Source organism: Paenibacillus sp. sgz302191 (genome assembly GCF_057749925.1).
This window is the reverse complement of sequence record NZ_JBYLHY010000014.1, coordinates 1-23,194: the sequence shown is the minus strand read 5'-3', so window position 1 is coordinate 23,194 and position 23,194 is coordinate 1. Positions and strand designations below refer to the sequence as shown.

Annotated in this window: 25 protein-coding genes and 1 pseudogene; 21 read left to right on the top strand and 5 right to left on the bottom strand. The window is 47.1% G+C overall.

The genetic code is table 11. The annotated features are described in order from the left end of the window. The first annotated feature begins 768 nt into the window (after positions 1-768). The 14 genes from AC3G2T_RS20490 to AC3G2T_RS20425 all read left to right on the top strand — a co-directional run bounded on the left by AC3G2T_RS20490 (position 769) and on the right by AC3G2T_RS20425 (position 12,973). Positions 769-3,405 (top strand): winged helix-turn-helix domain-containing protein, encoded by a 2,637-nt coding sequence (locus AC3G2T_RS20490; protein ID WP_488436688.1) that lies wholly within the window; start codon positions 769-771, stop codon positions 3,403-3,405. 136 nt (positions 3,406-3,541) lie between these two features. After that, positions 3,542-3,742 carry a hypothetical protein gene (locus AC3G2T_RS20485; protein ID WP_488199539.1) on the top strand — a complete coding sequence of 67 codons (201 nt, stop codon included), beginning with the start codon at positions 3,542-3,544 and terminating at the stop codon, positions 3,740-3,742. A 15-nt stretch (positions 3,743-3,757) separates the two neighbouring features. Next, positions 3,758-4,099, top strand: coding sequence for a DUF4386 domain-containing protein (locus tag AC3G2T_RS20480; RefSeq protein ID WP_488436687.1), 342 nt, complete (start codon positions 3,758-3,760; stop codon positions 4,097-4,099). A 138-nt stretch (positions 4,100-4,237) separates the two neighbouring features. After that, positions 4,238-4,933, top strand: coding sequence for a DUF4386 domain-containing protein (locus AC3G2T_RS20475; RefSeq protein WP_488436799.1), 696 nt, complete (start codon positions 4,238-4,240; stop codon positions 4,931-4,933). After that, entirely contained in the window at positions 4,930-5,643 is a 714-nt protein-coding gene (locus AC3G2T_RS20470; RefSeq protein WP_474684714.1) for an SDR family oxidoreductase, read from the top strand. The genes AC3G2T_RS20475 and AC3G2T_RS20470 overlap by 4 nt, the downstream gene beginning before the upstream one ends. Positions 5,644-5,962: 319 nt before the next feature. Further along, entirely contained in the window at positions 5,963-6,385 is a 423-nt protein-coding gene (locus AC3G2T_RS20465; RefSeq protein WP_474684715.1) for a GNAT family N-acetyltransferase, read from the top strand. Between the two features lie 375 nt (positions 6,386-6,760). Next, positions 6,761-7,396, top strand: coding sequence for a glycoside hydrolase family 11 protein (locus AC3G2T_RS20460; RefSeq protein WP_488436686.1), 636 nt, complete (start codon positions 6,761-6,763; stop codon positions 7,394-7,396). 252 nt (positions 7,397-7,648) lie between these two features. Next, the gene (locus tag AC3G2T_RS20455; RefSeq protein WP_488436685.1) at positions 7,649-8,488 is read left to right on the top strand and encodes a formylglycine-generating enzyme family protein; all 840 of its coding nucleotides are present in this window, start codon (positions 7,649-7,651) and stop codon (positions 8,486-8,488) included. A 197-nt stretch (positions 8,489-8,685) separates the two neighbouring features. Continuing rightward, positions 8,686-8,841 (top strand): hypothetical protein, encoded by a 156-nt coding sequence (locus tag AC3G2T_RS20450; protein ID WP_474684718.1) that lies wholly within the window; start codon positions 8,686-8,688, stop codon positions 8,839-8,841. A gap of 143 nt (positions 8,842-8,984) precedes the next feature. Continuing rightward, on the top strand, positions 8,985-9,611 hold the full coding sequence (locus tag AC3G2T_RS20445) for an alpha/beta hydrolase family protein (RefSeq protein ID WP_474684719.1): 627 nt from the start codon (positions 8,985-8,987) through the stop codon (positions 9,609-9,611). Positions 9,612-9,665: 54 nt separating this feature from the next. Next, positions 9,666-10,127: a GNAT family N-acetyltransferase gene (locus AC3G2T_RS20440; protein ID WP_474684720.1), complete on the top strand. Its 462-nt coding sequence runs from the start codon at positions 9,666-9,668 to the stop codon at positions 10,125-10,127. Positions 10,128-10,224: 97 nt separating this feature from the next. Further along, entirely contained in the window at positions 10,225-10,716 is a 492-nt protein-coding gene (locus AC3G2T_RS20435) for a hypothetical protein (RefSeq protein ID WP_474684721.1), read from the top strand. Positions 10,717-11,013: 297 nt separating this feature from the next. Beyond that, positions 11,014-12,117: a phosphotransferase gene (locus AC3G2T_RS20430; protein WP_488436684.1), complete on the top strand. Its 1,104-nt coding sequence runs from the start codon at positions 11,014-11,016 to the stop codon at positions 12,115-12,117. A gap of 91 nt (positions 12,118-12,208) precedes the next feature. After that, positions 12,209-12,973 (top strand): AAA family ATPase, encoded by a 765-nt coding sequence (locus AC3G2T_RS20425; protein ID WP_474684723.1) that lies wholly within the window; start codon positions 12,209-12,211, stop codon positions 12,971-12,973. A 76-nt stretch (positions 12,974-13,049) separates the two neighbouring features. On the opposite strand, the gene AC3G2T_RS20420 is transcribed toward AC3G2T_RS20425, so the two are convergent. Together AC3G2T_RS20420 and AC3G2T_RS20415 are read right to left on the bottom strand one after the other, a co-directional pair. Continuing rightward, a complete protein-coding gene (locus AC3G2T_RS20420; protein WP_488436683.1) occupies positions 13,050-13,631 on the bottom strand; it encodes a TetR/AcrR family transcriptional regulator in 582 nt (193 codons plus the stop codon). Between the two features lie 95 nt (positions 13,632-13,726). Continuing rightward, on the bottom strand, positions 13,727-14,902 hold the full coding sequence (locus AC3G2T_RS20415) for an MFS transporter (protein ID WP_488436682.1): 1,176 nt from the start codon (positions 14,900-14,902) through the stop codon (positions 13,727-13,729). Between the two features lie 133 nt (positions 14,903-15,035). On the opposite strand from AC3G2T_RS20415, the gene AC3G2T_RS20410 reads away from it, so the two are divergent. The 4 genes and pseudogenes from AC3G2T_RS20410 to AC3G2T_RS20395 form a co-directional block, all read left to right on the top strand. Beyond that, the gene (locus AC3G2T_RS20410) at positions 15,036-15,926 is read left to right on the top strand and encodes a LysR family transcriptional regulator (RefSeq protein WP_488436681.1); all 891 of its coding nucleotides are present in this window, start codon (positions 15,036-15,038) and stop codon (positions 15,924-15,926) included. A gap of 107 nt (positions 15,927-16,033) precedes the next feature. Continuing rightward, on the top strand, positions 16,034-16,843 hold the full coding sequence (locus AC3G2T_RS20405; protein WP_488436680.1) for a class I SAM-dependent methyltransferase: 810 nt from the start codon (positions 16,034-16,036) through the stop codon (positions 16,841-16,843). Positions 16,844-16,925: 82 nt separating this feature from the next. Further along, positions 16,926-17,357 (top strand): universal stress protein, encoded by a 432-nt coding sequence (locus AC3G2T_RS20400; RefSeq protein WP_488436679.1) that lies wholly within the window; start codon positions 16,926-16,928, stop codon positions 17,355-17,357. Positions 17,358-17,463: 106 nt separating this feature from the next. Continuing rightward, positions 17,464-17,577: pseudogene (locus AC3G2T_RS20395) on the top strand (LD-carboxypeptidase); the annotation flags it as partial. 322 nt (positions 17,578-17,899) lie between these two features. Here AC3G2T_RS20395 and AC3G2T_RS20390 read toward each other — a convergent pair. The 3 genes from AC3G2T_RS20390 to AC3G2T_RS20380 are packed head-to-tail and all read right to left on the bottom strand — an operon-like array spanning position 17,900 to position 19,862. Continuing rightward, positions 17,900-18,787, bottom strand: coding sequence for a LysR family transcriptional regulator (locus AC3G2T_RS20390; protein ID WP_488436678.1), 888 nt, complete (start codon positions 18,785-18,787; stop codon positions 17,900-17,902). Positions 18,788-18,835: 48 nt separating this feature from the next. After that, positions 18,836-19,588 (bottom strand): twin-arginine translocase subunit TatC, encoded by a 753-nt coding sequence (gene tatC / locus AC3G2T_RS20385; protein ID WP_488436677.1) that lies wholly within the window; start codon positions 19,586-19,588, stop codon positions 18,836-18,838. Between the two features lie 40 nt (positions 19,589-19,628). Continuing rightward, a complete protein-coding gene (locus AC3G2T_RS20380) occupies positions 19,629-19,862 on the bottom strand; it encodes a MerR family transcriptional regulator (RefSeq protein ID WP_474684731.1) in 234 nt (77 codons plus the stop codon). 214 nt (positions 19,863-20,076) lie between these two features. Between AC3G2T_RS20380 and AC3G2T_RS20375 the strand changes: the two genes are divergently transcribed. Genes AC3G2T_RS20375 through AC3G2T_RS20365 form a run of 3 tightly spaced genes read left to right on the top strand, consistent with a single transcriptional unit; the run spans position 20,077 to position 22,495 of the window. Further along, positions 20,077-21,684, top strand: a complete 1,608-nt coding sequence (locus AC3G2T_RS20375) for a flavin monoamine oxidase family protein (RefSeq protein WP_474684732.1) — start codon at positions 20,077-20,079, stop codon at positions 21,682-21,684. Positions 21,685-21,704: 20 nt separating this feature from the next. Further along, positions 21,705-22,262: a RidA family protein gene (locus tag AC3G2T_RS20370; protein ID WP_488436676.1), complete on the top strand. Its 558-nt coding sequence runs from the start codon at positions 21,705-21,707 to the stop codon at positions 22,260-22,262. A 35-nt stretch (positions 22,263-22,297) separates the two neighbouring features. Continuing rightward, positions 22,298-22,495, top strand: a complete 198-nt coding sequence (locus AC3G2T_RS20365; protein ID WP_474684734.1) for a twin-arginine translocase TatA/TatE family subunit — start codon at positions 22,298-22,300, stop codon at positions 22,493-22,495. Positions 22,496-23,194 lie beyond the last annotated feature (699 nt).

Genomic DNA, 23,194 nt, shown 5'->3' with positions numbered 1-23,194 from the left:
AAATCTTCAGCGCAGTGGCGTACGGACGCAATTGCCTATCTACCGGCAAACAATTGCGCAACGCTCGGCAGTCCATACATGTGGAGTGCGTGGTAAGGATATATGGAGAGGATTAAAAAATAATAGCCGCCGTATTTACTCAGCCCTCCTGATGACAGAGAGGGCTATTCGTTTTTTCAATATTGCAGATGAGAAGAGAGTTCCTACGGTGGAGTAGATGCATGAACAAATTGATTGATTTATAGAGATGTGGAGCGCCGCGGCTACGGATGAAGAGAAGAATAAGGCTTTAAAGAAACTTGTGGAGCGTATTGTGCATAATCGGGAAGATAATCGGATAGAACTGACAGTGTGCTATAAATAAATGCTCAGGTAAGAACATTGTAAAGGGGTTGTGCTTGCTTTGTGTTCGCATAACTTTGATTTTCTCAGCCAAGATATACGAACCGGGCGCTAATGGGTTATATGCAGAAAAAGATATACGCACTGATTTTTAAGTGATATATGAAGCTGATAGTATGATCATACTGAGAAGTTATTAGTCGGTCAATTCTGGATGCTGCCGTGAGCAATGCGATGCTGATTTGCAAATTATACCAGATCGACACATCTCCATGATGACAGGGAACGGACTGGGATCATCGTTTTTGAAGGATATTGTTAAAATATATGGGGAAATAGATTGATCTGAATTCATGAATTGGCGACAATAGTTGTAGGAGTTGTTAAACGTAATAAATATGAAATGAAATGTGGTGCAGAACTTTTATGAGCGTACCTATATTAACCACAAAGCTGCACATACCGCCAGTGCGATCGAAAGTGGTTCTCCGTTCACATTTGTTCAAACGCTTGGACGAGGGCCAGAAAAGAAAATTGACATTAATCTCCGCTTCTGCGGGCTATGGAAAAACAACGCTGGTAAGCGAGTGGCTGGCTGATTGTAAACGTCCGACCGCTTGGTTATCGCTGGATGAAGGAGACAACGATCCGACGCGCTTTCTCCTTCATCTTATCGAGGCTATAAAGAGAATTGTGAACGTTAGCGACCTAGGGGTTTGGAAAGCCTTGCAATCTCCGCAACCGCTGCCGATTACATATATCCTTACTACTTTAGTCAATGAACTATCATCCGCTACAGATCCTTTCATTCTCGTTCTTGACGACTATCATGTCATTGAATCTCAAGTTGTGCATAACGCGCTTTCTTTTCTGATCGATCATCAGCCATTACATATGCACTCGATCATCATGACACGTGAAGAGCCGCAACTGCCCATTGCCAGATTACGAGCAAAAAACGAGCTGACGGAACTACGTGGAAATGACCTGCGGTTCACCCGGAGTGAAACGACATTATTTTTCAATCAAATCATGGGACTTCATCTTTCATCTGCAGAGGTGTCTTCCCTGGAAGCGCGCACTGAAGGGTGGATTGCCGGGTTGCAACTAGCGGCTATTTCTATACAGGGCTATTCGGATACGGCCCAATTTATTTCGTCCTTCACCGGCAGCCACCGTTTCGTGCTGGACTATTTGATGGAGGAAGTGCTGAAGCAGCAGTCCGATAAGGTTCACACCTTTTTGCTTCAAACATCCATTCTTGATCGCTTTTGCGCTTCCCTTTGTGATGCGGTGCTGCAGAGCGATAAGGGAGGGCAGGACATCCTGGAGCATCTCGAGCGTTCCAATCTTTTCATCATTCCGTTGGATAGCGAGCGGCATTGGTACCGTTATCATCATCTTTTTGCCGATTTGTTGCGACAGCGTTTGTACCATGTCAACAAGGACAAGGCCGATGAGAGGGCAGCTCTGCACATGAGGGCGAGCCATTGGTTTGAGGAGAATGCACTGGAGATCGAAGCGTTTCAGCACGCTGCAGCGGCTCAAGATGTGAATCGTGCCGCAAAATTAATCGAAGGGAAAGGAATGCCTCTACATTTTCGCGGCGCTGCCAGGACTGTATTAAACTGGTTAAAGCACCAGGATGAGCCCACGCTCAACGAGCGGCCATCGCTCTGGGTCATTTATGCTTCCGCACTGTTGATGATCAGTCAACTGGACGGAATCGAACAGAAACTGTCCGCTGCAGAAGCCGCCATGTCACATATCAATCCCCATGAGGTGGATCAAGGTCTAATCGGACATATCGCATCGATCAGGGCCACGCTCGGAGTTACTCGGCACGATGCGGATACCATTATGACTCAATCCCTCATCGCTCTGGAGCATTTGCATCCACATAATCTGCCTGTACGTGCTGCAACAACCTGGACGCTAGGCGTTGCCTACCAGTTGAAGGCTGATCGCGCGGCCGCCAGGCGGGCTTATACAGAAGCGTTATCAATCAGCAAGCGCATTGGACATATCATGATTACGCTAATGGCATCTTTAGGTATAGGCGAAATTCAGGAGTCGGACAATCAATTGAGCCTGGCCGCGCAAACCTATCAACAAGTCATTCAACTCGCTGGCGATCCACCCTTGCTGGTTGCTTGTGATGCCTACTTGGGTATGGCTCGAATAGGGTATGAACGGAACAACCTAGATGCCGCCGAACAGCATATACAACAAAGTATGCGGTTAGCCAAGCAGATCGAGAATACGGACAGGCTAGTGGAAAACGAATTATTTGCGGCAAAATTGAAGCTCGCAAGACAAGAGATTTCAGCGGCGGAAGCTTTGCTAACCAAAGCTCGCCATGAAGTGCAAGATCAACATTACAACCGTCTGCGGGGCGAAATGAAACACTTGGAGCTTCTTATTTCTCTTCATCACGGTAACTTTGCGGAAACGGTTAAGCTCCTGGAAACGAACGAATTCCCTGTACTGCAGGCAAGAATCTATATGCTCCAAGGAAATGCAAAAGCGTCTCTTGCCATTCTGGGCACCTTGTATGATCAAGCGAAATCGAAGCAATGGAAGAATGACGAGCTTAAGTTACTGATCCTCCAAGCTCTGGCTTTTCAAGTCCAGGGCAATATGGAGAGGGCGCTGCAAAGATTAAATGATGCTTTGATACGGGCGAAAAATGAAGGCTTCGTCCGTCTTTTTATTGAGGAAGGAAAGTCCATGCTTGATTTATTAACCGCAGCGGCTGCCCGTCGCATTCAGCCCGAATATACCGAATTTTTGCTGGCAAACATGCATCATGAACAAAAGCTCTACGATTTCGCTGTACATAGCTCCCCCATCCGTTTCGAGCCTTTCGTCGAGGCCTTAAGTGAGCGTGAGCTGGAAGTTCTGCAATTGATCGCCCAAGGCTACTCCAATCAAGAAATAAGTGATCGGCTTTTCCTTGCTTTAAGTACAGTGAAGGGGTATAATCGCAACATTTTTGATAAATTGCAGGTGAAAAGGCGAACCGAAGCGATCGCCCGTGCCAGAGAACTCGGGCTGATTTAAAGCTTGATCTGCAACCTGTTTCGGTCTCAAGCAATGCCTAAAGGCGATGCTTGAGATCTTTTTTTATTTCAAAGCATACTTTAGTATCTACACGGTCATCCTTTGCAGCTAATATACTATACTCATCATAGTAATCATGAAAGAAATCTTGTCATGCCAAATTCAAACCTATCAAATTAAAGTAAAGGGTCATCTGGAACAGCAATGGAAAAATTGGTTTGATGGGCTGGACATCACTCCTGATCCGAATGGAGAAACATGGATATCCGGTCCTGTGGCAGACCAAGCCCTTCTTCTCGGAATACTTAAAAAGTACGTGACCTTGGGTTGCCCTTAATCTCAGTGCAGCAAGTTGATCAAACAAGTCATCGCTGGCGGCAATGTCTTGCTTCAGACCAAAGACATAGTTACCCCCGTTTTGACGATTGTTTTTATCATCGGGGCTATGTTGCTATACCCCCTCTTCTATCTCACCAGATTCATCCCTCGCTGGTTGTCCGGCTGGGGCTTGATGGGAGGAGTTATATACGTCGCTGTTGACTTATTCCTGTTATTCAGACCCGACCTTCACCTGAGCATTTTATATGTACCATTGGCTGTGCAGGAGATGACCATGACGCTTTGGCTGATCATCAAAGGATTCAATCAGGCGTCCCTTGGGAAGCTTCTGGCGGAAAAGAGAGAATCATCATAAAATCAAACAGAAAAACAGCGATCTTGCTTGGAAATGTCACAGCCTTCTTTCCTACCCTACTTTAGTAGCTACCGCGTTATTGCCGGGAACCGATATGATGTAATAAGTACATTTCATTATATCGGGGAGTGAACGGTTATTAAAACAAATAGACGAACGACGACCCAGTTAGGACTGCTTCTTATAAGCAGCATGATATTCGGTGTCTTAAGCTCTGTGCCTGCATTAGAACGTTCCGATTATTTGGAACAGTTGCCTGATCTAGAAAAGCATGTGTTGACAGCGACTTTCTTTCAAGCGGCAATGGCTGTAGCATATGTTGGTATAACCGTATTGTTTTATTCCCTTCTAAAGACTTACAGCGAGCGATTCGTAACAGGATTTGTCGCTTTCAAATTGATTGGCGCAGGTTTTCTTTTCATCGGAATCGGTTTTCTACCCCTTTTATTGGAAGTCAGCCAAAGTGCAGCATCGGCCACTCCTGTAAACGCAGTTATCTTTGAATGGAATGCAGAATGGCTTCGGCAGGGTCGGGATTTTGTTAATCATATTGGCATGATTTTGCCATGGAGTATCGGCAGCTTAATTCTGTATTATTGCTTCTTCACAACTGGACGAATTCCAAGATGGTTGGCCATATGGGGGATGATAGGTTCCATCTGTACAATTGTCGCGACGTTGATTCTGTTATTGGACAGGATTTCGATCACAAGTCCGGCCTATATGCTCTTAAATGCGCCGACGGCTTTTGGCGATTTGATTCTGGCTGTATTTCTGATTGTAAAAGGGAGGAACGTTGACGAAAATGAGCGGAGAGGAGCGAATAACGCATGAAAATCGTTGTGCTAGGAGCAAATGGAGCCACTGGTCGGCAAGTGGTCAGGGAATTGATTAGCTGCAGCATTCCAACAAGGATACTTATCCGAAAAACAGCTATTCTTGATCCTGACATTGAGAAAAGTTCATACGTTGAGATCGTGAAGGGAAACATTAGCGAGCTTGGTCGAACCGAACTGACTCATCTGCTGAGCGATTGTACCGTGGTGATTTCTTGTCTCGGTCACACCCCTACTCTCAGGGGGATGTTCGGAAAACCTCGTAAGTTGGTTACAGATGCAATTCAGAAAGTAAGCGAAACTGTGAAGACGTCCGAGCGCAAAATAAAACTAATCCTTATGAGTACAACGGGCTATACGAATCGCTCAATAGGAGAGTCTCATTCCTGGGGGGAGAGGATGATCTTCTCTGCATTGAGCGTGCTTCTGCCCCCGCATCGTGACAATGTAATGGCAGCCGATTACTTGGTTGACGTTTTGGGAAAAGAAAATAAGTATGTCAGTTGGGTTGCCGTAAGACCGGACACGTTAGTCAATTACGATGAAGTAAGCCTTTATGAATTAACTAGCTCCCCCGTCAGAAGCCCATTATTTAATCCTGGAAAAACAAGCAGAAGGAACGTGGGTCGTTTCATAACGGAACTGGCCACAGATCCTTTGCTTTGGGAGCGTTGGGAATGTAAAACACCAGTCATTTATAATAAATGAATTTAAGCAAGCGAACCTGAAGAACACGTGGCCCGCTTGCTTTTTCCGCTCGTCACCACCATTTATAGCTGTTACGCTTTGTACGAAAAACCGGGTTATTTGAAGGATATTTGCGTTTCTCAAAAATCGCCGGAATCCCTTGATACATGTAGGTTTTCAAGCGTTTTGAAGGTCAGAGGTTTTCGCAGAATGGCTCGTATAACACCGTATTCACGCTGCAGGACTTATGTCCCTTGGTCTGCTCGAGGCATTCAGGGGGAGCGGAATCAGGCAGATTCACCTTTAAACCTAATATATTTAAAATGTGGGAGTGGTTTTTATGAGAGAAGAGTTTGGGGAATACCTGATTAGTGATGATAAGTCATTATTGAATCTGAATGTCATAGTGGATTATTTATCAAAGAGTTACTGGGCAAACAAGAGACCCGTAACAAGAATAAGAAAATCAATTGAAAACTCAATTTGTTATGGAGTATATCACGGAAGTAAGCAAATTGGATTTGCCCGAGTAGTAACAGACGGTGCAACAATGTATTGGTTATGCGATGTATATATTGATGAAGAGTACAGAGGAAAAAACATTGGGAAGAAATTAATCGAATCACTAACAACATCAGAAGAACTAAAGGAGCTGACGGGGATTTTAGGAACACGAGATGCACATGGATTATATGAACAATATGGTTTCGAACGTGACCAAAATCGATTCATGAGAAAGATACCAGAAAGTCGAAGAAGTTAACCAACATCTTATAGTCCTGTTTTCCTACCTGTGAAGTTACAAAGCATTGCTCAAAACCATTATATCCCTTTCACCGTCTCAACACATGTGGAGTGCGTGGTAAGGAGATATCGAGAGGATTAAAAAATAATAGCCGCCATATTCACTCAGCCCTCCCGATTGCAGAGAGGGTTATTTTCTATTCACAAGCTTTTATTAAATTCTTGCTCATTTGGACTTTATTCTTAAAAATATGGGGATAAATCTTTAATTTCTTAAATGTAATGTATGCGCTTACCTTTTATAATTTTCTTAGGAAGGAGGTGAGAGTCGAGAAGGTCGCGGAATATGGCACTAGGTAAGCAGTAACAAGTAAAAAATTTTAGGAGGTAGATTATGTTTAAGTTTAATAAGAAAATCTTGACTGTATGTATGGCAGCTTCAATGAGTTTTAGCTTGTTTGCGGCAACCTCAAATGCAGCGACAGACTATTGGCAAAATTGGACCGACGGTGGCGGGACAGTAAATGCTGTCAATGGATCTGGCGGCAATTACAGTGTTACATGGTCAAATAGCGGGAACTTTGTTGTCGGCAAAGGGTGGAATACCGGATCGCCATCTAGGACAATAAATTATAACGCTGGCGTCTGGGCGCCGTCCGGCAATGGGTATTTGACTCTCTACGGATGGACGAGAAACTCACTCATAGAATATTACGTCGTTGATAGCTGGGGCACTTATAGACCTACCGGAACGTATAAAGGCACCGTGACCAGTGATGGGGGCACATATGACATATATACGACTATGCGATACAACGCACCTTCCATTGACGGCACGCAAACGTTCGCCCAGTTCTGGAGTGTCCGACAGTCGAAGAAAGCGACCGGGGTCAACTCCGCTATCACTTTTAGCAACCACGTTAACGCATGGGCGAGCAAAGGAATGAATCTGGGGAGCAGTTGGTCTTACCAGGTGTTAGCGACAGAAGGATATCAAAGCAGTGGGAGCTCTAACGTAACGGTATGGTAACAGGTTAACTGCAGCTGGCAACTGACAGGCGCCAGACTGTTTCCAGCAAATTGAGAATAAGGCCTGCCGGTCTCACAACTGGCGGCCTTATAATATTTCAACAAACCTTTCGAAAGAGTGAAGGTCGCAGCCGGAATCGCCTGCGCGGATAAGCGGGTTTTGGGCTTATTTGAATGGTGACATGCCGAAGGCGAGTCGCAGGCCGCCATGGGCCTATCATTTTTCCTATCAGCTATACGAGGAGACATATCCATGAGAAAGTTACCAATTTTCCTTTTAATAGCAATAATAGTTGTTGTCAGCGCTTGTTCGCAAGAAAAGCCTGAAAAGAATGATAGCCTTGTATTAGTTAAAGGCGGGACTTTTATAAACACGAAGTCCAATTACTACGGAAAAAGTGTAACATTATCGAACTTTTATATCGGCAAATATGAGGTAACTCAAAAAGAGTGGATTGAGGTAATGGGAAGTAATCCCTCGGGATTCAAGGGCGACAATTTGCCGGTAGAAATGGTAAGCTGGTATGACGTTGTTGAGTACTGTAATAAAAGGAGTATAAAAGAGGGCCTCAAACCGTATTACAATATAGACAAGAATAAAAAAGACCCGAATAATAAGAGTGATAACGATAATATAAAATGGACAGTAACGACCAATGCAGGAGCTAACGGTTACCGATTACCGACAGAAGCGGAGTGGGAATATGCTGCAAGTGGGGGGCAGATGAGCAAGAGTTACACATACAGCGGAAGCAATAATGCAGATGAAACAGCATGGTATTGGAGAAACGCTGGGGACAAATTCTTATCAGGAGAATGGAATTGGCCTGTCATAGAAAACAACAATAATAAAACAAAAGCTATCGGCCTCAAGAGCCCCAACGAGTTAGGACTTTACGATATGTCAGGTAATGTAAGGGAATGGTGCTGGAACTGGTTCGGAGACTTGGATAGTAATAGCGGTTCCTTCCGGGTTGTGAAGGGCGGCGGTTGGATCGGCGACGTCAGCAACAACGAGTTATCTTTTCGGGGCAAGTTCGAGGCGAATGGGTTTGGCCCCGATCAAGGTTTTCGTGTAAGTCGCGGCGAGTAAACGGGAACAAGACTAAAGCTCTTTCGATAATGTCATTCTTACAGGGATTTAATAAAAATTAGCGACAGATGGCATGGATCAATTCCATGCTGTTTGCTCGTTAAAATTCCAAAATCCCCATGCTATCCTTAACCCCTCTCATCCCCTTCCCTTCTTCGAGTGTGTGAATGTTAACTCTGATGTGAGGGGATGGCAAGTTGATTCGTAAACTTAGGTTTCCGTTCAGGAATTTAATGGATAATTTGAAGCTGGGAATATATACTGAGGATGTGGGTCAAGTTGGGATTTTAACTGAAATTTCGGATGAACAAGCTAAAGAACTCAAAGGCAAAATCATGATTAAGGATAAATGAAAGCACGATTATATATAAAAAATGGTAGGGATACATAATGGGCTTTGAAACAAACATTTGCGGTATTCCATGTTTACAAATAAATCCTTCAATGAAACCAATCGGTGTTGTTCTTTTATATCACGGGTGGGTATCAAACGTTAATGATTATTTTTTCTTTGTTAATAGCAAGTTGGGGATACAAGGTCATTGTTCCTGAACTGCCTTACCATGGTGAAAGAGGAAACCTTGACTATTTTAATCCGTTAGTATTGCAGGAATATTTTTGGAATGTGGTTCTACAAGGTGTTATGGAAGCAGATACAATAGTGTCTGATTTATCTAAAACGGATAGTAATATTGGGATTATAGGCCACTCAACAGGCGGTTTTATAGCCGCAGGTATTTTTTCGGAAAATTCTCGTCTGAAAGCCTCGATAGTTATAAATGGCTCATGCGCATGGGTAAAATGTGAGGAATTATTTCGCGAAAAGGATGGCAGAAATCCCATGAGTTTTAACGAAAAGATTTCTCTACAACAGCATGACCCAGCGTCTCATATAAATTTGGATGGAAAAAGAGCACTGCTCTTGTTACATGGCAAAGCGGATAATACGATTCCTATCGAAAGCCAAAGATATTTTATGGATGTCATGTCGCCACATAATATTCCTTCAGATGATCTACAATTAGTTGAGTATCCAAATGTGAACCATCACATTACACTTGGAATGCTTGAAAAGTCAATGGAGTGGCTTAATAAACATTTAGATAAACACCAGTTTGATTGAATAAAAGAGCAATTTTATTATGAACCATTTTTCAGCTAATGGGGGTAGGCACTTGTGATTATCAGGGAGATTGACGAAGAACTCAAAAAGCATGTTGTTAATTTTAGGGGTCAAATAGTTGTGTCAAGAGGACGGGTGCATACCTTAGAAAAACTATCAGGATTCGTATATTCGATTGATGGGGAAATCATGGGTCTTATCACATACAATATCGAAAATGATGAATGTGAAATTGTATCTTTGGATAGTAAAATCGAGAACCAAGGAATAGGAAGCAATTTAATCAATAAGGTTGTTCAAAAGGCAAAAGAACAATTTTGCAAAAGAGTATGGCTTATAACATCAAATGATAACATAAGGGCGATTAAGTATTATCAGAAAAGAGGACTTGATCTGAAAGCAATCCATCACAATGCAATCATGGAAGCCAGAAAGATTAAACCTACGATTCCATTGAATGGATATGAAGATATTCCAGTACGCCATGAAATTGAGTTTGAATATGGCATAAAATAAAACATGGATTTTAAAACAGACCAATTCATAATTCATTACTCTAAAGTATAATCTTAATGTCGCCCAATATTTGTGAACTGCGAAAGGTGGAATGGTAGTGAGCAATTACTCTCTTAATATCAATTTCGATTCGGCAACCCTAAACAAAATCCAACAAGAAGGACTACAAATTATCATTGCCAAGCAAGCTACTAATAATGAACATTCTGTCTCATGGATTGCGTTTAACCCATTTGAGAAAAACACAGTTTCTTGGGAAGATAATTATTCGATGTACACCTCAAACGTTTATAATCCTAATATCGAAAATCAACCTGATAATAACTTACCAGTTAACTTTCTGTCTAAAGATGTTGTTATAAATGGTCAATTGATATCTGGTAGTCCCTTCACAACTACAATGTTGACTACTTCCTTAGATGAGACAAATAATCACGATTTCTCGAAACTCGCCGTCTATTTAGGAAATATTAATGATTCAGGCACAGAAATGAAGGGGAAATCTCATGTATTAGTTTTTAATAGTAATGCCAAAGAATACTCTTTAGAATACGATCCCAAAAACAATGTTTTCATAACCAAGGATTAATTTGCCGTGTCCGATGGAGTCTGATCCATTGATACAAGGTGAAATGAAAATTCATGACTAACGAAGCAGAACACATGATTGAAGTTACTCAATCAACAGAAAAGGTAAACCACATAATTGAAGGTGTTCGTAGAGTAAGATACGACTTGCTTTAGACCTTGCATTCAGAAGTTTGTAATATGTTTGATAAAAGAGAAGTTTTATTTAAGGTAAAGGGGCTATTTATGAGTGTCAGAGAAAGCCAGAGCAATTTAACCATATGTGTATACGGTTTTGTGGAGGTTGTTTAATCTTACAATGATAACCATAAAGAGAAATATTTCACAAGCACTTCTTTGTCAGTATATACGTAAGCATATTGGGAACGAAAGATTATTACTTGGAGAATGGTCTTGTTCCAGCTTGGGATGGAAGGCTTCTAATGCTGTAACAGGTGGGCTCTACCGGGTTCACGGAATTGCTATTGAGAAGGATCACATAATTCCTTGGACGGTAATTTTAAAAGTAGTTATTCCTTCTGCTGCAGCTAATGAACCAAGTCATTATAACTATTGGAGAAGGGAAGCCTTAGTCTACCAATCAGGATTGTTAGACAAGCTTCCTTCTATGCTGAAAGCGCCGCGATGCTTAGGTGTTGAAGATAAAGATGATGGTTCAATATGGATTTGGCTGGAAGAAGTAACAAATTACATCGATGGAAGCTGGTCGCCAAATCACTATAAAGAAGCCGTATACATACTGGGGAAATTTAATGGTTCGTACCTGGTAAATGAAAAACTGCCATCTGAATCATTTCTGTGTAAAAGTTGGTTATCGTCTTGGGTACAAGAATGCGATAAATATGATAATGGGGCAGCTTTCGATGAAAACACATGGCAGCATTCATACATTCGAGAGTTATTCCCTGATGAAATTTTTAAAAGATATGCGAAATTTCATAAACAGCGACAGCAATTACTGAAAGCTTTAGAGGGTCTGCCAAAGGTATTTACACATAACGATGCATGGGAACCAAATCTCTTTTTACAGCAAGATGGAACAATGATCGCAATTGATTGGGCCTTTGCTGGAGTGGCTGGGCTAGGAGAGGAATTAGGAAGGTTGTACGGTTTATTTCTACATTCTGGTGTAGGATCATCGGTTGATATAAAGAAATTTGCGGACGAATTATTCGATCACTACTATCATGGACTATTAGATGCGGGATGGGATGGTAATGATCGGCTTGCTCGTTTTGGTTTTTTGGCATCCGCTGGATTACGTTGCAGTATGCTAATTTCAAAAATAATTGATCAATGTTCAGAAGCAGATACGGATGAGAAACTGGCGGAGAAGGCCAGAGTATCAATTCAATTACTCGAAATGGCGGAAGAAGCCATTACTCTTTTGCCTGACCTTTAACACTTACAACGCTAAAAGACGGATCACGTATCTTAAAAATGTCTATCGCAGAAAAAAGATGCTGAAGCGGTATCCTAAACGGAGTGATACTATGATCGAAATGAATAGTTTTATTAGAAGTATCGAATTGCTTCGCGAATTAGTGCCTTCATTTGAGCGCTATCCATTTCATTTAAAAGTAATTAGTGAATTAAAAAAAATGGATTTTCATCCAAAAGTAACTTACATAGTTGGGGAAAACGGGATGGGAAAATCAACATTGTTGGAAGCAATAGCCGTGGCCATTGGATTTAACCCAGAAGGAGGGACAATTAACTTTACATTTTCCACGCAGTCAACGCACTCTGATTTATATAACTACATTAAAGTAATTCGTGGTGTAAAAAAACCTCGCGACGGTTTCTTTTTTAGAGCAGAAAGTTATTATAACTTTGCAACGAGTGTGGATGAACTGGATCGTGAACCATCACCGGGACGCCGTATTATTGATTCATATGGAGGTAAATCGCTGCATCAGATGTCTCATGGCGAATCTTTCTTTGCTACATTCTTACATCGCTTCGGTGGTAATGGGCTGTACATTCTCGACGAACCTGAGGCAGCACTGTCTCCCTATCGTCAAATGGCTATGCTATCACGAATTCATTCGTTAGTTAAAGCAAACGCCCAATTTATAATATCAACGCACTCCCCAATATTAATGGCATATCCAGATTCAATAGTATATAATTTAACGTCTAAAGGTATCGAAAAAACCGTACTTGAGGCTACAGATCATTTTACAATAATGAAGCATTTTCTGAACAATAAAGATAAAATTTTAAATGAACTATTTCTTGATGATGATGACGTATAGTTGTTGTTATTATAATCATCTATCCCTTTCACCGTCTCAACACATGTCGTATTCAGGTCTCGCCTCGCCGCCTCGCTCACAACAACCGCTGTAATCCGGTGAACCAGACCTCGACGTACTGCCGGGTAATTTCGCCGATCGCATCCCGGCCGGTATGAAGCCGGATAATTTCAAAGTAGCCTTCGAGAAAAGCGACGGCGAGCGGTCTGGCGACGTCCGGGCTCAGCGCCGGAGACGCTTTTTCCCGGCTGAGGCCGGCCAGATGCGCCTGCACATGTTCGGTCAAGGTGCGAAAAAACTCCTCTTTGGCACCCTCGTGCCGCGTTCCCGTACTGCCGTACAGCAAAATCAGCAGACCTTCCCGATGCTCAAGCACAAGCCCGGAAAAAATATGCCCGATCTGCTCCAGCATGGCAAGACCCGTGAGCGGCTCAGGCTCGTTTTCGCGGACGAGCTTCAGCAGCCCGTCATAGGCGGGCGTGACTACGGCATCGAACAAAGCTTCCTTATGAGGGAAGTAGCGGTACAGGTTCCCGACGGCGACGCCGGCCTCCCGCGCAATATCTTTCATGGAAGTTTTGGCAAACCCCGACTCCAGAAACGTTTCTCCGGCAACCCGCAAAATCGAGCGGCGGACTTCGTCTTTCAGCACTTGCATACCCGTGAACCTCCATTCATTTTTCTTAATATATGAAAAGCGCTGCGGCTTGTCAAGCAATGGGAGGTTGCGGGATTCAGCCATGCCCGGCAGGGTCAGTCCGCCGGCTGCGGCCGCCTTTTTTTGTTCCCGATTACGAATTCAACGGCGATTTGCAGCGCGATAACGACCGCCAGACCGTAATAGGCCTGGACATAGCTGCCTGCCGCATCGTGAATGCTGCCGAACAGCAGCGGGCCGAGCGCGCCCAATATGTAGCCGCCGGATTGCGTTAAGGCCGACCAGGCGCTCGCTTCCGGCGCGCTCTGTGTTTCGTCGATCGGCAGCATCAGCGCGAGCGGGAACAGACCGCCGGCGCCGATGCCAAGCGGGACGGCGGCAAGCCACGGGCTGAGCTGCAAATTCAGCAGCACTATGCCGATCAGTTCGAGCAGCGAGCATCCGACCAGCCACAGCAGCCGATTGTGATAACGATGGACGGCCATCGGAATGAGCAGGGTGGACGGCAGGGAGATCAGGGTGAACAGCGTTTGGATGCCGCCGGCCGTTTCGGCGCTGTAGCCCATGCTGCGGATGGACGGCGCAAGCCAGGCGGTCAAGGAATAGAACGCAGCCGCCATCAATCCGAAAAACAAGGTCAGAACCCAGGCCCGCGCATTGGTCAGGGGCAAGCGTTCGCTGGCTGCTGCCGACAGCTGCCCGGCAGGGCTTGCATGGCCCCCCTTGCGGGCAAGTCCCCACCAGAAGGGCAGGGCGATGACGGCGAGCAAGCCCCACACGGCAAGCGGGCCTCGCCATGAGCCGTTCATCGAGTTCTGCAAAGGAACCGCAAGCCCGACGCTTAAAGCTGCGCCAAGCACCATGGCAAAGGAATAAATGCCGACCATGCCGGAAGCGCGATGGGCGAAATGCCGTTTAATAAAGCCGGACAGCAGCGGGCCTACGATCGCGATGCCCACCCCTGCGAGCAAGGAGGTGAGCAATAAGAACAGGCTCGATGCCGCCCATGCACGAAGCGCGGTGGCGATGCCGATCAGCAGCAGAGCGAGGGCGACAGTCCCCTCGAGCCCCCATTTTTTGCTTAATTTGACGGCTGACGGAGCAAAAATACCCATGCACAGCACCGGAAGGGAAGTGAGTAAACCGGCAATGACCCCGTTCATGCCCAATTCGCCCCGAATCGTGTCTACAAGCGGAGAAACGGAAGTGATCGGGGGACGTAAATTCAGTGAAGCAAGGAAAAGCGCCAAGATGAGATACACGGTTCGCATGTTGTTTCGCCTCCAAAAGTGATATCGTTTGCTATCGATGCAAATGTAAGTATATAAGCGGCAAAATAATTGATCAATACAATTGTTTTTATTATAATGATTGAAAAAAACAATGATTAAAGGAGGGGACCGCGTGGAAATACGCCAGTTGGAACATTTTTTGATCGTCTGCGAAGAGCTGCATGTGACCCGGGCCGCCGACCGGATCGGCATATCGCAGCCGACGCTCAGCCAGCAAATCCGGGCGCTGGAGGAGGAGCTGGACGTGCCTTTATTCGACCGGATCGGCAAAAAAATCAGGCTAACCCAGGCCGGAGCCCTGCTGCTGGAGCACGGCACGCAGATGGTCCGCAGTATGCAAAATGCGAAAGACGCCATTGCGGAGCTGCGCCGCGGACACCAGGGCTTGTTGACGGTCGGCGTCCTGCCGTCCGATCTGGACTACCGGATGACGAAGCTGCTGGTCGACTTTCATGCCGAGTTTCCGGGCGTGAAGCTGAAGGTCGTTTCGTCCATCGACGTGTTCAATCTGGTGCTGGACAACGAAGTCGACCTGGGCATCTGGCTGGCTTCTCCGCCGAATGACCGGCTTATCCGCGTTCCTTTGTGCAGGGAAGAATATGTGTTGGTCGTATCCGAAAATCACGAATGGGCGAACCGGGACTCGGTCTCGATCGAGGATTTGCGCGGCATCCGGACGGTTATGTACCCCCAAGGCTACACAGGGCGGGAGCTGGTGGACGACTGCTGCCGGAAGCACGGGTTTGTTTTGGACACTATTATGGAGACCGGCTCGGCCACATCGATTATGAGTCTGGTCAAAGCGAATATCGGGGGCACGGTGCAGCCGCTTCCGCTTATGGAAGCGATGAACGATCCGACGCTGCGGTGCATCCCGTTTCACGACGAGGCCCCTTATCGGGACTTCGATATTTTGCGCCGCTCCGACCGCTTTTTGGGAAAATCGGCTCAGGCGTTCATTCAAAAAACGACCGATTACTTCAAAGAACGATGCGAGGTATAGGTAATAACTATAAAATCTATTTGAATTATGTATTAGACCTATAAGTATGCCTCCGATAAAATGGCAGAAAGGAGCAAAATCGAGGGAAAAGACGGAGGGATCTGACGATGGAAACGAATATTGCAAGCAAGCGAGCCGAATTGTCCGGAAAATTAACCGGAATACTGGATGCCCGAACGCTGGCATCTTCCCATGGAAGGCTTGCCGAGCTGCTCGCCGAAGGCATGAGCGTTCTGGACATCGGCTGCGGAACGGGAGCGATTACACGCGGAATCGCGGAAGCTGTGGGGCCTGGCGGCCGCGTAGTGGGGATTGACAGCAATCCGAAGCTGATCGAAAAAGCCCGCGAGACGCATGGCGATGTGCCTGGGTTAACCTTTGAAACCGGCGACATGTATCGGCTTGCTTATCAAGAACAATTCGACATCGTGACCTGTGCGCGTGTTTTCGTCTGGCTGAACGATCCGCTGAAAGCGCTCGAAATGATGAAAGCGGCGGCGGCAATCGGCGGACGCATCGTAATCACCGACTACAATCACGAAAAGATTGCGTGGCAGCCCGAGCCGCCGGCCAGCATGCTTGCCTTTTATTCGGCCTATTTGAAATGGCGCTCCGATGCCGGATTCGACAACGCGATTGCCGAGCGGCTTCCCGATCTGTTTCGGCAAGCCGGTTTGGAAGAGATCGCGGTCACCCCTCAGCATGAGGTCGCGGTGCGGACCGATTCCGATTTTGAGCGGCGCATTGGCATTTGGGCGGATACGGCTTCAAGCCGCGGACCACAAATGGAGAGGGACGGATTTATTACCGGGCGTGAATATGCCGACGCCGAACGGGAATACCGCGAATGGGCGGCAGCGGAGGCCCGGTCGCTCACGATGTATATGCTGGCAGTCGAGGGCAGGAAAATACGCTGAAACGGACAGAGTGACATTTCTCACAGTCATTGCAGCCTGAAACAGCTACAATGAGGTTAATAAATCAGTGAGGTGAGTGCGCATGCTGTACGCTAAAATTGTTGTCGCCTTCGACGGTTCCGAAGCTTCGGAAAAAGCGCTGGATACCGCTTTGAAGATGGCCAAGCTGAACCATTTTTCCAAACTGGAAATTATCCATGTTTTTAATCTTCCGACCTACGTGCTTGGAACTTCCGTCGTTATACCGTCCATTACGATTGAAAACAATTACCTGGATTATTCCGAACAAGTGATTAATAAAATTAAGGACAAAATCGCCGATTTTGCAAATACGCACATCGAAGTGCGGCAGGGTCCGATTGCCAAAACGATTCTCGACTATGCCGTTGAAACCGGCGCCGACCTCATCATCATCGGCAGCAGAGGGCTGAGCGGGATCGGCGAGTTCGTGCTCGGCAGCGTCAGCCATAACGTCGTCATGCATGCGGCTGCACCGGTTTTGGTCGTAAAATGACCGGAAATTGAAGAACGAGATTGACGCTAAAAATTGGTATTCAAGCCGACCGGGGGTTGAATGCCAATTTTTTCTTTTTCATTGCCGGTTTTCATGCCAAAATTGTTATGATATGGATTGCGGTCATGTCCCGCCACAAATAACGTTCATTAGCGGGGCGTATGCCGAGATTGAAGCAGGAGACGGCAAAGGCTCCGTAAAGCAATTTTTCAAATCATAACGCTACAGAGCGCTGCAGGTTGTGGAACTGCACAACTGAGCGTGAGGTAGCACAACAAAGAGAAAACCTGCGAATATGCAGGTTTTTCTCGAGAAATTCGTTTATTTTGGTGAAATACATGCAAAAGTGCAGGGATATTTGCTGAAAGTGAACCTGAGCCCATGAATTCGGTAAAAAGCCTGCACAATTGCAGGAATTCTTCGGAGCCGCGTATCAAGGGCGTAAATTCATGTACTTTTGCAGGTTTTGTTCGTGCAGCCAGGCAGATGGGGACTATCGCCTGACGCGGGGAGGGCGGCAGGGGGTTCAGCAGCCTGAGCCGTTACAGAGCGGCGATGACGGATTTAAGCTCCTTGACGAACTGTTTGCCGGGCAGCGCGAGATGGCGGGTTTTCAAACGCATCAGGCGAAACGACACATCGACGTCGTCGCCTGTAATCGGCAGAGGAACGATGTTTCCGGTGCGGACATACGGATCGAACTTCAGGCCGTTTTCCGTGTAAAATCCGACGGCGATGCCTTCGGAGATAATGCGCTTGGCGGCTTCCGAATTGCCCAATTTAAACAAAATATTCGGGGTTCCGTATTTTTGCAATGTTTGAATAAGGAAGCTCGAATTGACCAGCACGGGATGGTGGATCAGTTCAGCGAAAGTAATGCTCGCGCGCCCAGCCAGGGGGGAGTTTTTGCCTACGCAAGCCATCACTCTGCTTTCCAGCAAATTTTCGCAGATCAACTGTTTGTTAGGTTCTTCATATGGCTTGAAAACGGCGACGAGACCTATGTCCACCTTCCCGTTCTGCACTTCCTGCTTGATTTGCGGATAATCCAGCTCGATCATTTCAAGCTCGACTGCGGGATATTTGCTTTTGAAAATGGCCAGTGTGGAAGGGAGCACGCTCAAGCACAAGCTCGGCACGGAGGCGATGGACAGAAACCCTGAAAGCTCGGAGGAATGAAAACATGCCGCCTCTTTAAGCTCCTCCACCTTGCCCAAAATTTCCTGCGCTTTGCCGATGATCGCTTTGCCGTCTTCCGTCGGAATCGCTCCGAATCGGGAACGTTTGAAAATTTTAACTCCCAGCTCTTCTTCCAGACTGACGATGGCTTGGCTGATGTTGGGCTGCGAAACATGCAGCCGCTCGGCCGCTAACGAGATGGAGCCGGTGTGATGAATTTCTACAATATAAAGCAGTTGTTCAATCCGCACTGCCGCACCTTCTTTCGGACCGTTTCAGTGTCAAATACAGGGCCGGTTTTATGCTCCGTCAATGGCCGGGAGCTTGTCCGCGCTTGCTTGAGCGTTATGGACCCAACGGGACAGCAGCACGCTGATTTCGTATAAAACGAACAGCGGCACGGCAACCATCAGATGGGAGACGATGTCCGGTGGGGAAATAAGGCTTGCCGTAACGACCAGAACGAGATAGGCGTATCTGCGGAAAGCGTGCAGCCGCTTCGGGTTCAGAATGCGAAGCTTGGTCAGGAACATCACGATGACCGGGAGCTCGAAAGCAACGGATAAAGGGAGCACGATGTTAATCATAAACCCGAAATATTGGGCGATCCCGTAGGTTTGTGTCAACTCCAAGCGTTCAATGAGGCCGGTGGTAAAGGAAATGCACATCGGAAATACGATGAAATATGAAAAGGCCAGTCCCGCCGCAAAACACAAAATCGTGTAGGGGATGCAGCGAAGCGCCGCGGACCGCTCTCCCGCCGTCAAACCTTGTTTCACGAAAGCCCATATCTGATACAAAATAAACGGCAGCGTCAACGCCAGGGAAATGGCGAAAGCGATCATCATATAGATGCGAATGCCGTCCATCGGGGAGAATACGTTCCAGGTCATTTCCGATGCGGGCGGCGTATTTTTGAGCCAGAGGACGACTTTTTGGGCGATCAAAAAGCCGGCGGCCATCGAGACGACGAGCGCGATCAGGACGCGGATGATCCGGGTGCGCAGCTCCGTCAAATGTTCGGTCAATGTCATTCGGTTCCATGTATTCATCAGTTAGCGCCTCCGGCCGATTCGATATGATGCTGCGATGTTAAGAATTGGCAATGATCCGTTTGAGTTCCATCGTATGAAAACCGTTCATCAATTTGGCATGTATATCCATTATTTTCTGAATATCCTCGAACGAATACTTGCGGATTCTTCCTTTGGTGCGTTCCGGAAAAATAAGCTGCCGGTCCTCGTAATAGCGAATTTGCCTCTCGGTCAATCCTGTTAATTCACTGACGATTCCGATTTGGATCACTTTTTTGCTCATAATTGACATCAATATACCTCCTGTAATGTTAGAATATTTAACGTAATTATGACATTCTTGTTATTGAATTTAACATTTTCTTGAAAAATCTTCAAATAACCTATTTTTATTGCGGTATAAGTAATATTTATGTAATGCAATCTTACATATAATCTGGACGAATGATTGTCCCGTTGATACGTTAAAAGGGCGGATTATCAAACTTTAACAAGGAGATGGGGATATGGAGACTACATCGTTCAGAGAAGAGCAAATAACCCGTAGGCAATTTTTGACGACTGTCGGCAAAATTGGGGGATCAGCCGCACTTTTCAGTGTTATGGGCACGTTAGGTTTGCTTACGCCGGAGACGATGAAAGCGGCTGATTATACGCCTCCTTCAAGCGGCGATTTGAATTCGACCAACCGCAACGGGAAAAAAATTATTATTCTCGGCGCCGGAATCGGAGGCATGACGGCCGCATACGAGCTCGGGGAAGCCGGCTACGACTGCACGCTGCTGGAGGCAAGGGCGCGTTCGGGCGGACGGGTCTGGTCCGTGCGCAGAGGAACCGCGGTTGCGGAGGTCGGGGGAGTCAAGCAGGTGGCGCGGTTTGACGATGGCATGTATTTTAACGCGGGGCCGATGCGGATTCCCCAATTCCACGTAACTTTGGAATACTGCCGCAAATTCGGGGTGGCGATCGAGCCTTTCAACAATGTCAACGAAAGCGGCTATTACTACAATGAAAACGCAGGGGAGCTGTCCGGCCGGAAAATTCCGAAGCGGGCCGCCAAAGCGGACGTAAGAGGCTACGTCTCCGAAATGCTCGCCAAGGCGGTGAATCAGAATGCGCTCGACCTGCCGCTGACTTCGGAAGAGAAGCAAAAATTGGTCGCCTATCTCAAAAAAGAGGGCGATTTGAACGAGGATTTATTTTATAAAGGCTCGGAAAGGGGCGGATACGTCGAAGAACCCGGCGGTAAATTCGATGCCGGCGTCCTGAGAGATCCGTTCAGCTTAAAGGCGATCATTAATTCCGGCTTCGGTCCGTTTTTCAGCAACGAGTACAGCTACGATCAGCAGATGATGATGTTTCACCCGGTCGGCGGCATGGATCAGATTACGAAAGCTTTTGAAAAGCGGCTCGGAAACCGCATCAAGTTCCATTCCGAAGTTGTGCAAATCAAGCAATCCGCCGACGGCGTAACGGTTGTGTATAAAGATTTGAACACAGGGTCCACGCAGGAAATATCCGGCGATTACTGCATTTGCACGATTCCGCTGTCTGTTCTGAAAGATATACCGGCCGATTTTTCGGCAGAGATGTCGACGGCGATCTCCAAAATCAATTACGCGTCCGCAGGCAAAATCGGTCTCCAGTTCAAGCGCCGGTTCTGGGAGGAAGACGAGCATCTGTTCGGCGGAAGCTCGCTGACCAATATGGATATTGCGAATATTTATTATCCGCCAACCGACTATTTCGCGAAAAAAGGCATCCTTCTGGGCTACTACACGTTCGGCGCAAATGCGGATAAGCTCGGCAAAATGCCGATTGCGGAGCGGGAAAAATATGCGCTCGCACAGGGCGCGAAAATTCATCCCCAGTACTACAAAGAATTTGAAGCTTCTTTTTCCGTGAACTGGAAAGGGATTAAGTACAATCTCGGGGGATGGGCGGCTTATACGGCCGATGACCGCAAAGCGTACTATCCGACGCTCTGCAAGCCGGACGGCCGGATTTATTTGGCCGGGGAGCATATGAGCTACATCACCGCCTGGCAGGCGGGCGCGATCGAATCGGCCCGCAAAGTCGTAACGGAGATTCACCAGCGCGTCATGCAAGAGTAGACCGAGAGGAGAGATGAACGATGAGAGCGAACAAAATGAAGCTGCTGCTGTCAGCCGCCGTATTGTCCGGCCTGATTACGGTTACCGCCTATGCGGACGGGACGGAAACGACAAGTAAATACCCGGAGGAACCGATCAACGAAGTCGAGTTTTACGGCAACCCCGCTTCTTCCATATCCGGAGGCGTGTCCGTGCCGGCAGGCTCCTCCTATTTGTTCACGAGCGGAACCGTCCCGCCTTTGCTGAACAAAGACGGCAAAACGGTGTACGAACGTTACGGAGACACGAAGACGCAGGGGACCGGCATTTTGAAGGCGATCGAGAAACAGTTGAAAGATAAAGGGCTGACGCTTGCCGACGTCATTTATTTGCGCGTGTACGTTACGGCGGACCCGGGCAAAGACAATAAATTCGATTACCAGGGATGGTTTGACGCATACGCGCAATTTTTCGGCAATGACACCAACCCCGTCAAACCGGCGCGGTCCACGGTCGGCGTAGCCGGTCTGGTCAATTCCGACTGGCTGATCGAAATCGAAGCGGTGGCGGTATATCCGAAAAAGCACAATCAAGATTAAGGCCAAATCTAATTCAAAGATCGGAGTGATGTCGTATGCTGCAAAATATCGGGTTTCCCGGACTCATGTTGATTCTGGTCGTCATATTGGTATTGTTCGGTCCATCCAAATTGCCCGAGCTTGGGCGGGCTGTCGGACGCACCCTGCACGAATTTAAAAATTCGGCAAGAGATCTGGTCGCCGAGCCGAAGCAAGACGAGCCGGCGGAGCCCAAACGAAGCGCGGAAGCTTGATCCGGCCGCGTGCGGTGGAGCGGGGCGGGGCGCGGGAGCCGGCGCCCGGCGGCTGCGGGGGCCCGCGCCAGCCGGCGCGTTGCTGCGGCGACGGCGGAGCCACGCCGCTTGCGGTCGCGCAAGTGCAGCAGCTGCTGCGGTCGGAGCCACGCCGCTTGCGGTCGCGCAAGTGCAGCAGCAGCGGTCGGAGCCATGCCGCTTGCGGGCGCGCAAGTGCAGTAGCTGCGGTCGGAGCCATGCCGCACGCGGTCGCGCAAGGCCAGCAGCTGCCGCCAGCGCTCGGAAAGCCTGCAAAAGTGCATCTTTTTGCGCCCGGAAGCTCTTTCATCGCATAATTCCTGCAAATCTGCAGTTTTTTTCACTCAAATGCAGAGCCAGCCCCGCTATGGGCGAAAATTCCTGCACAAATGCAGGCTTTTCCCAAAAACGAGCCGCTTTCACCGAAAAAACCTGCACAAATGCAGGTTTTCCCGCTTCTGGGGGTAGCGTCAAGAAGTTTGTGTAAGTCAGTAGGGTAGCTCGTCGAAATAATGGATGAACTGTTATTTTGCGAATATTCAGAACAGATGGCCGGCGGCGGGTGTAGCCCAAGCGAAGGCGCGGGAGTCGGAACTTTTTACCATGCAGCCAGAGCTTAAGAGGGATATCGCTGCTCAAACATCTTTTGTAGTTCTTCTTTCACTTGGGGATTTCCGAATC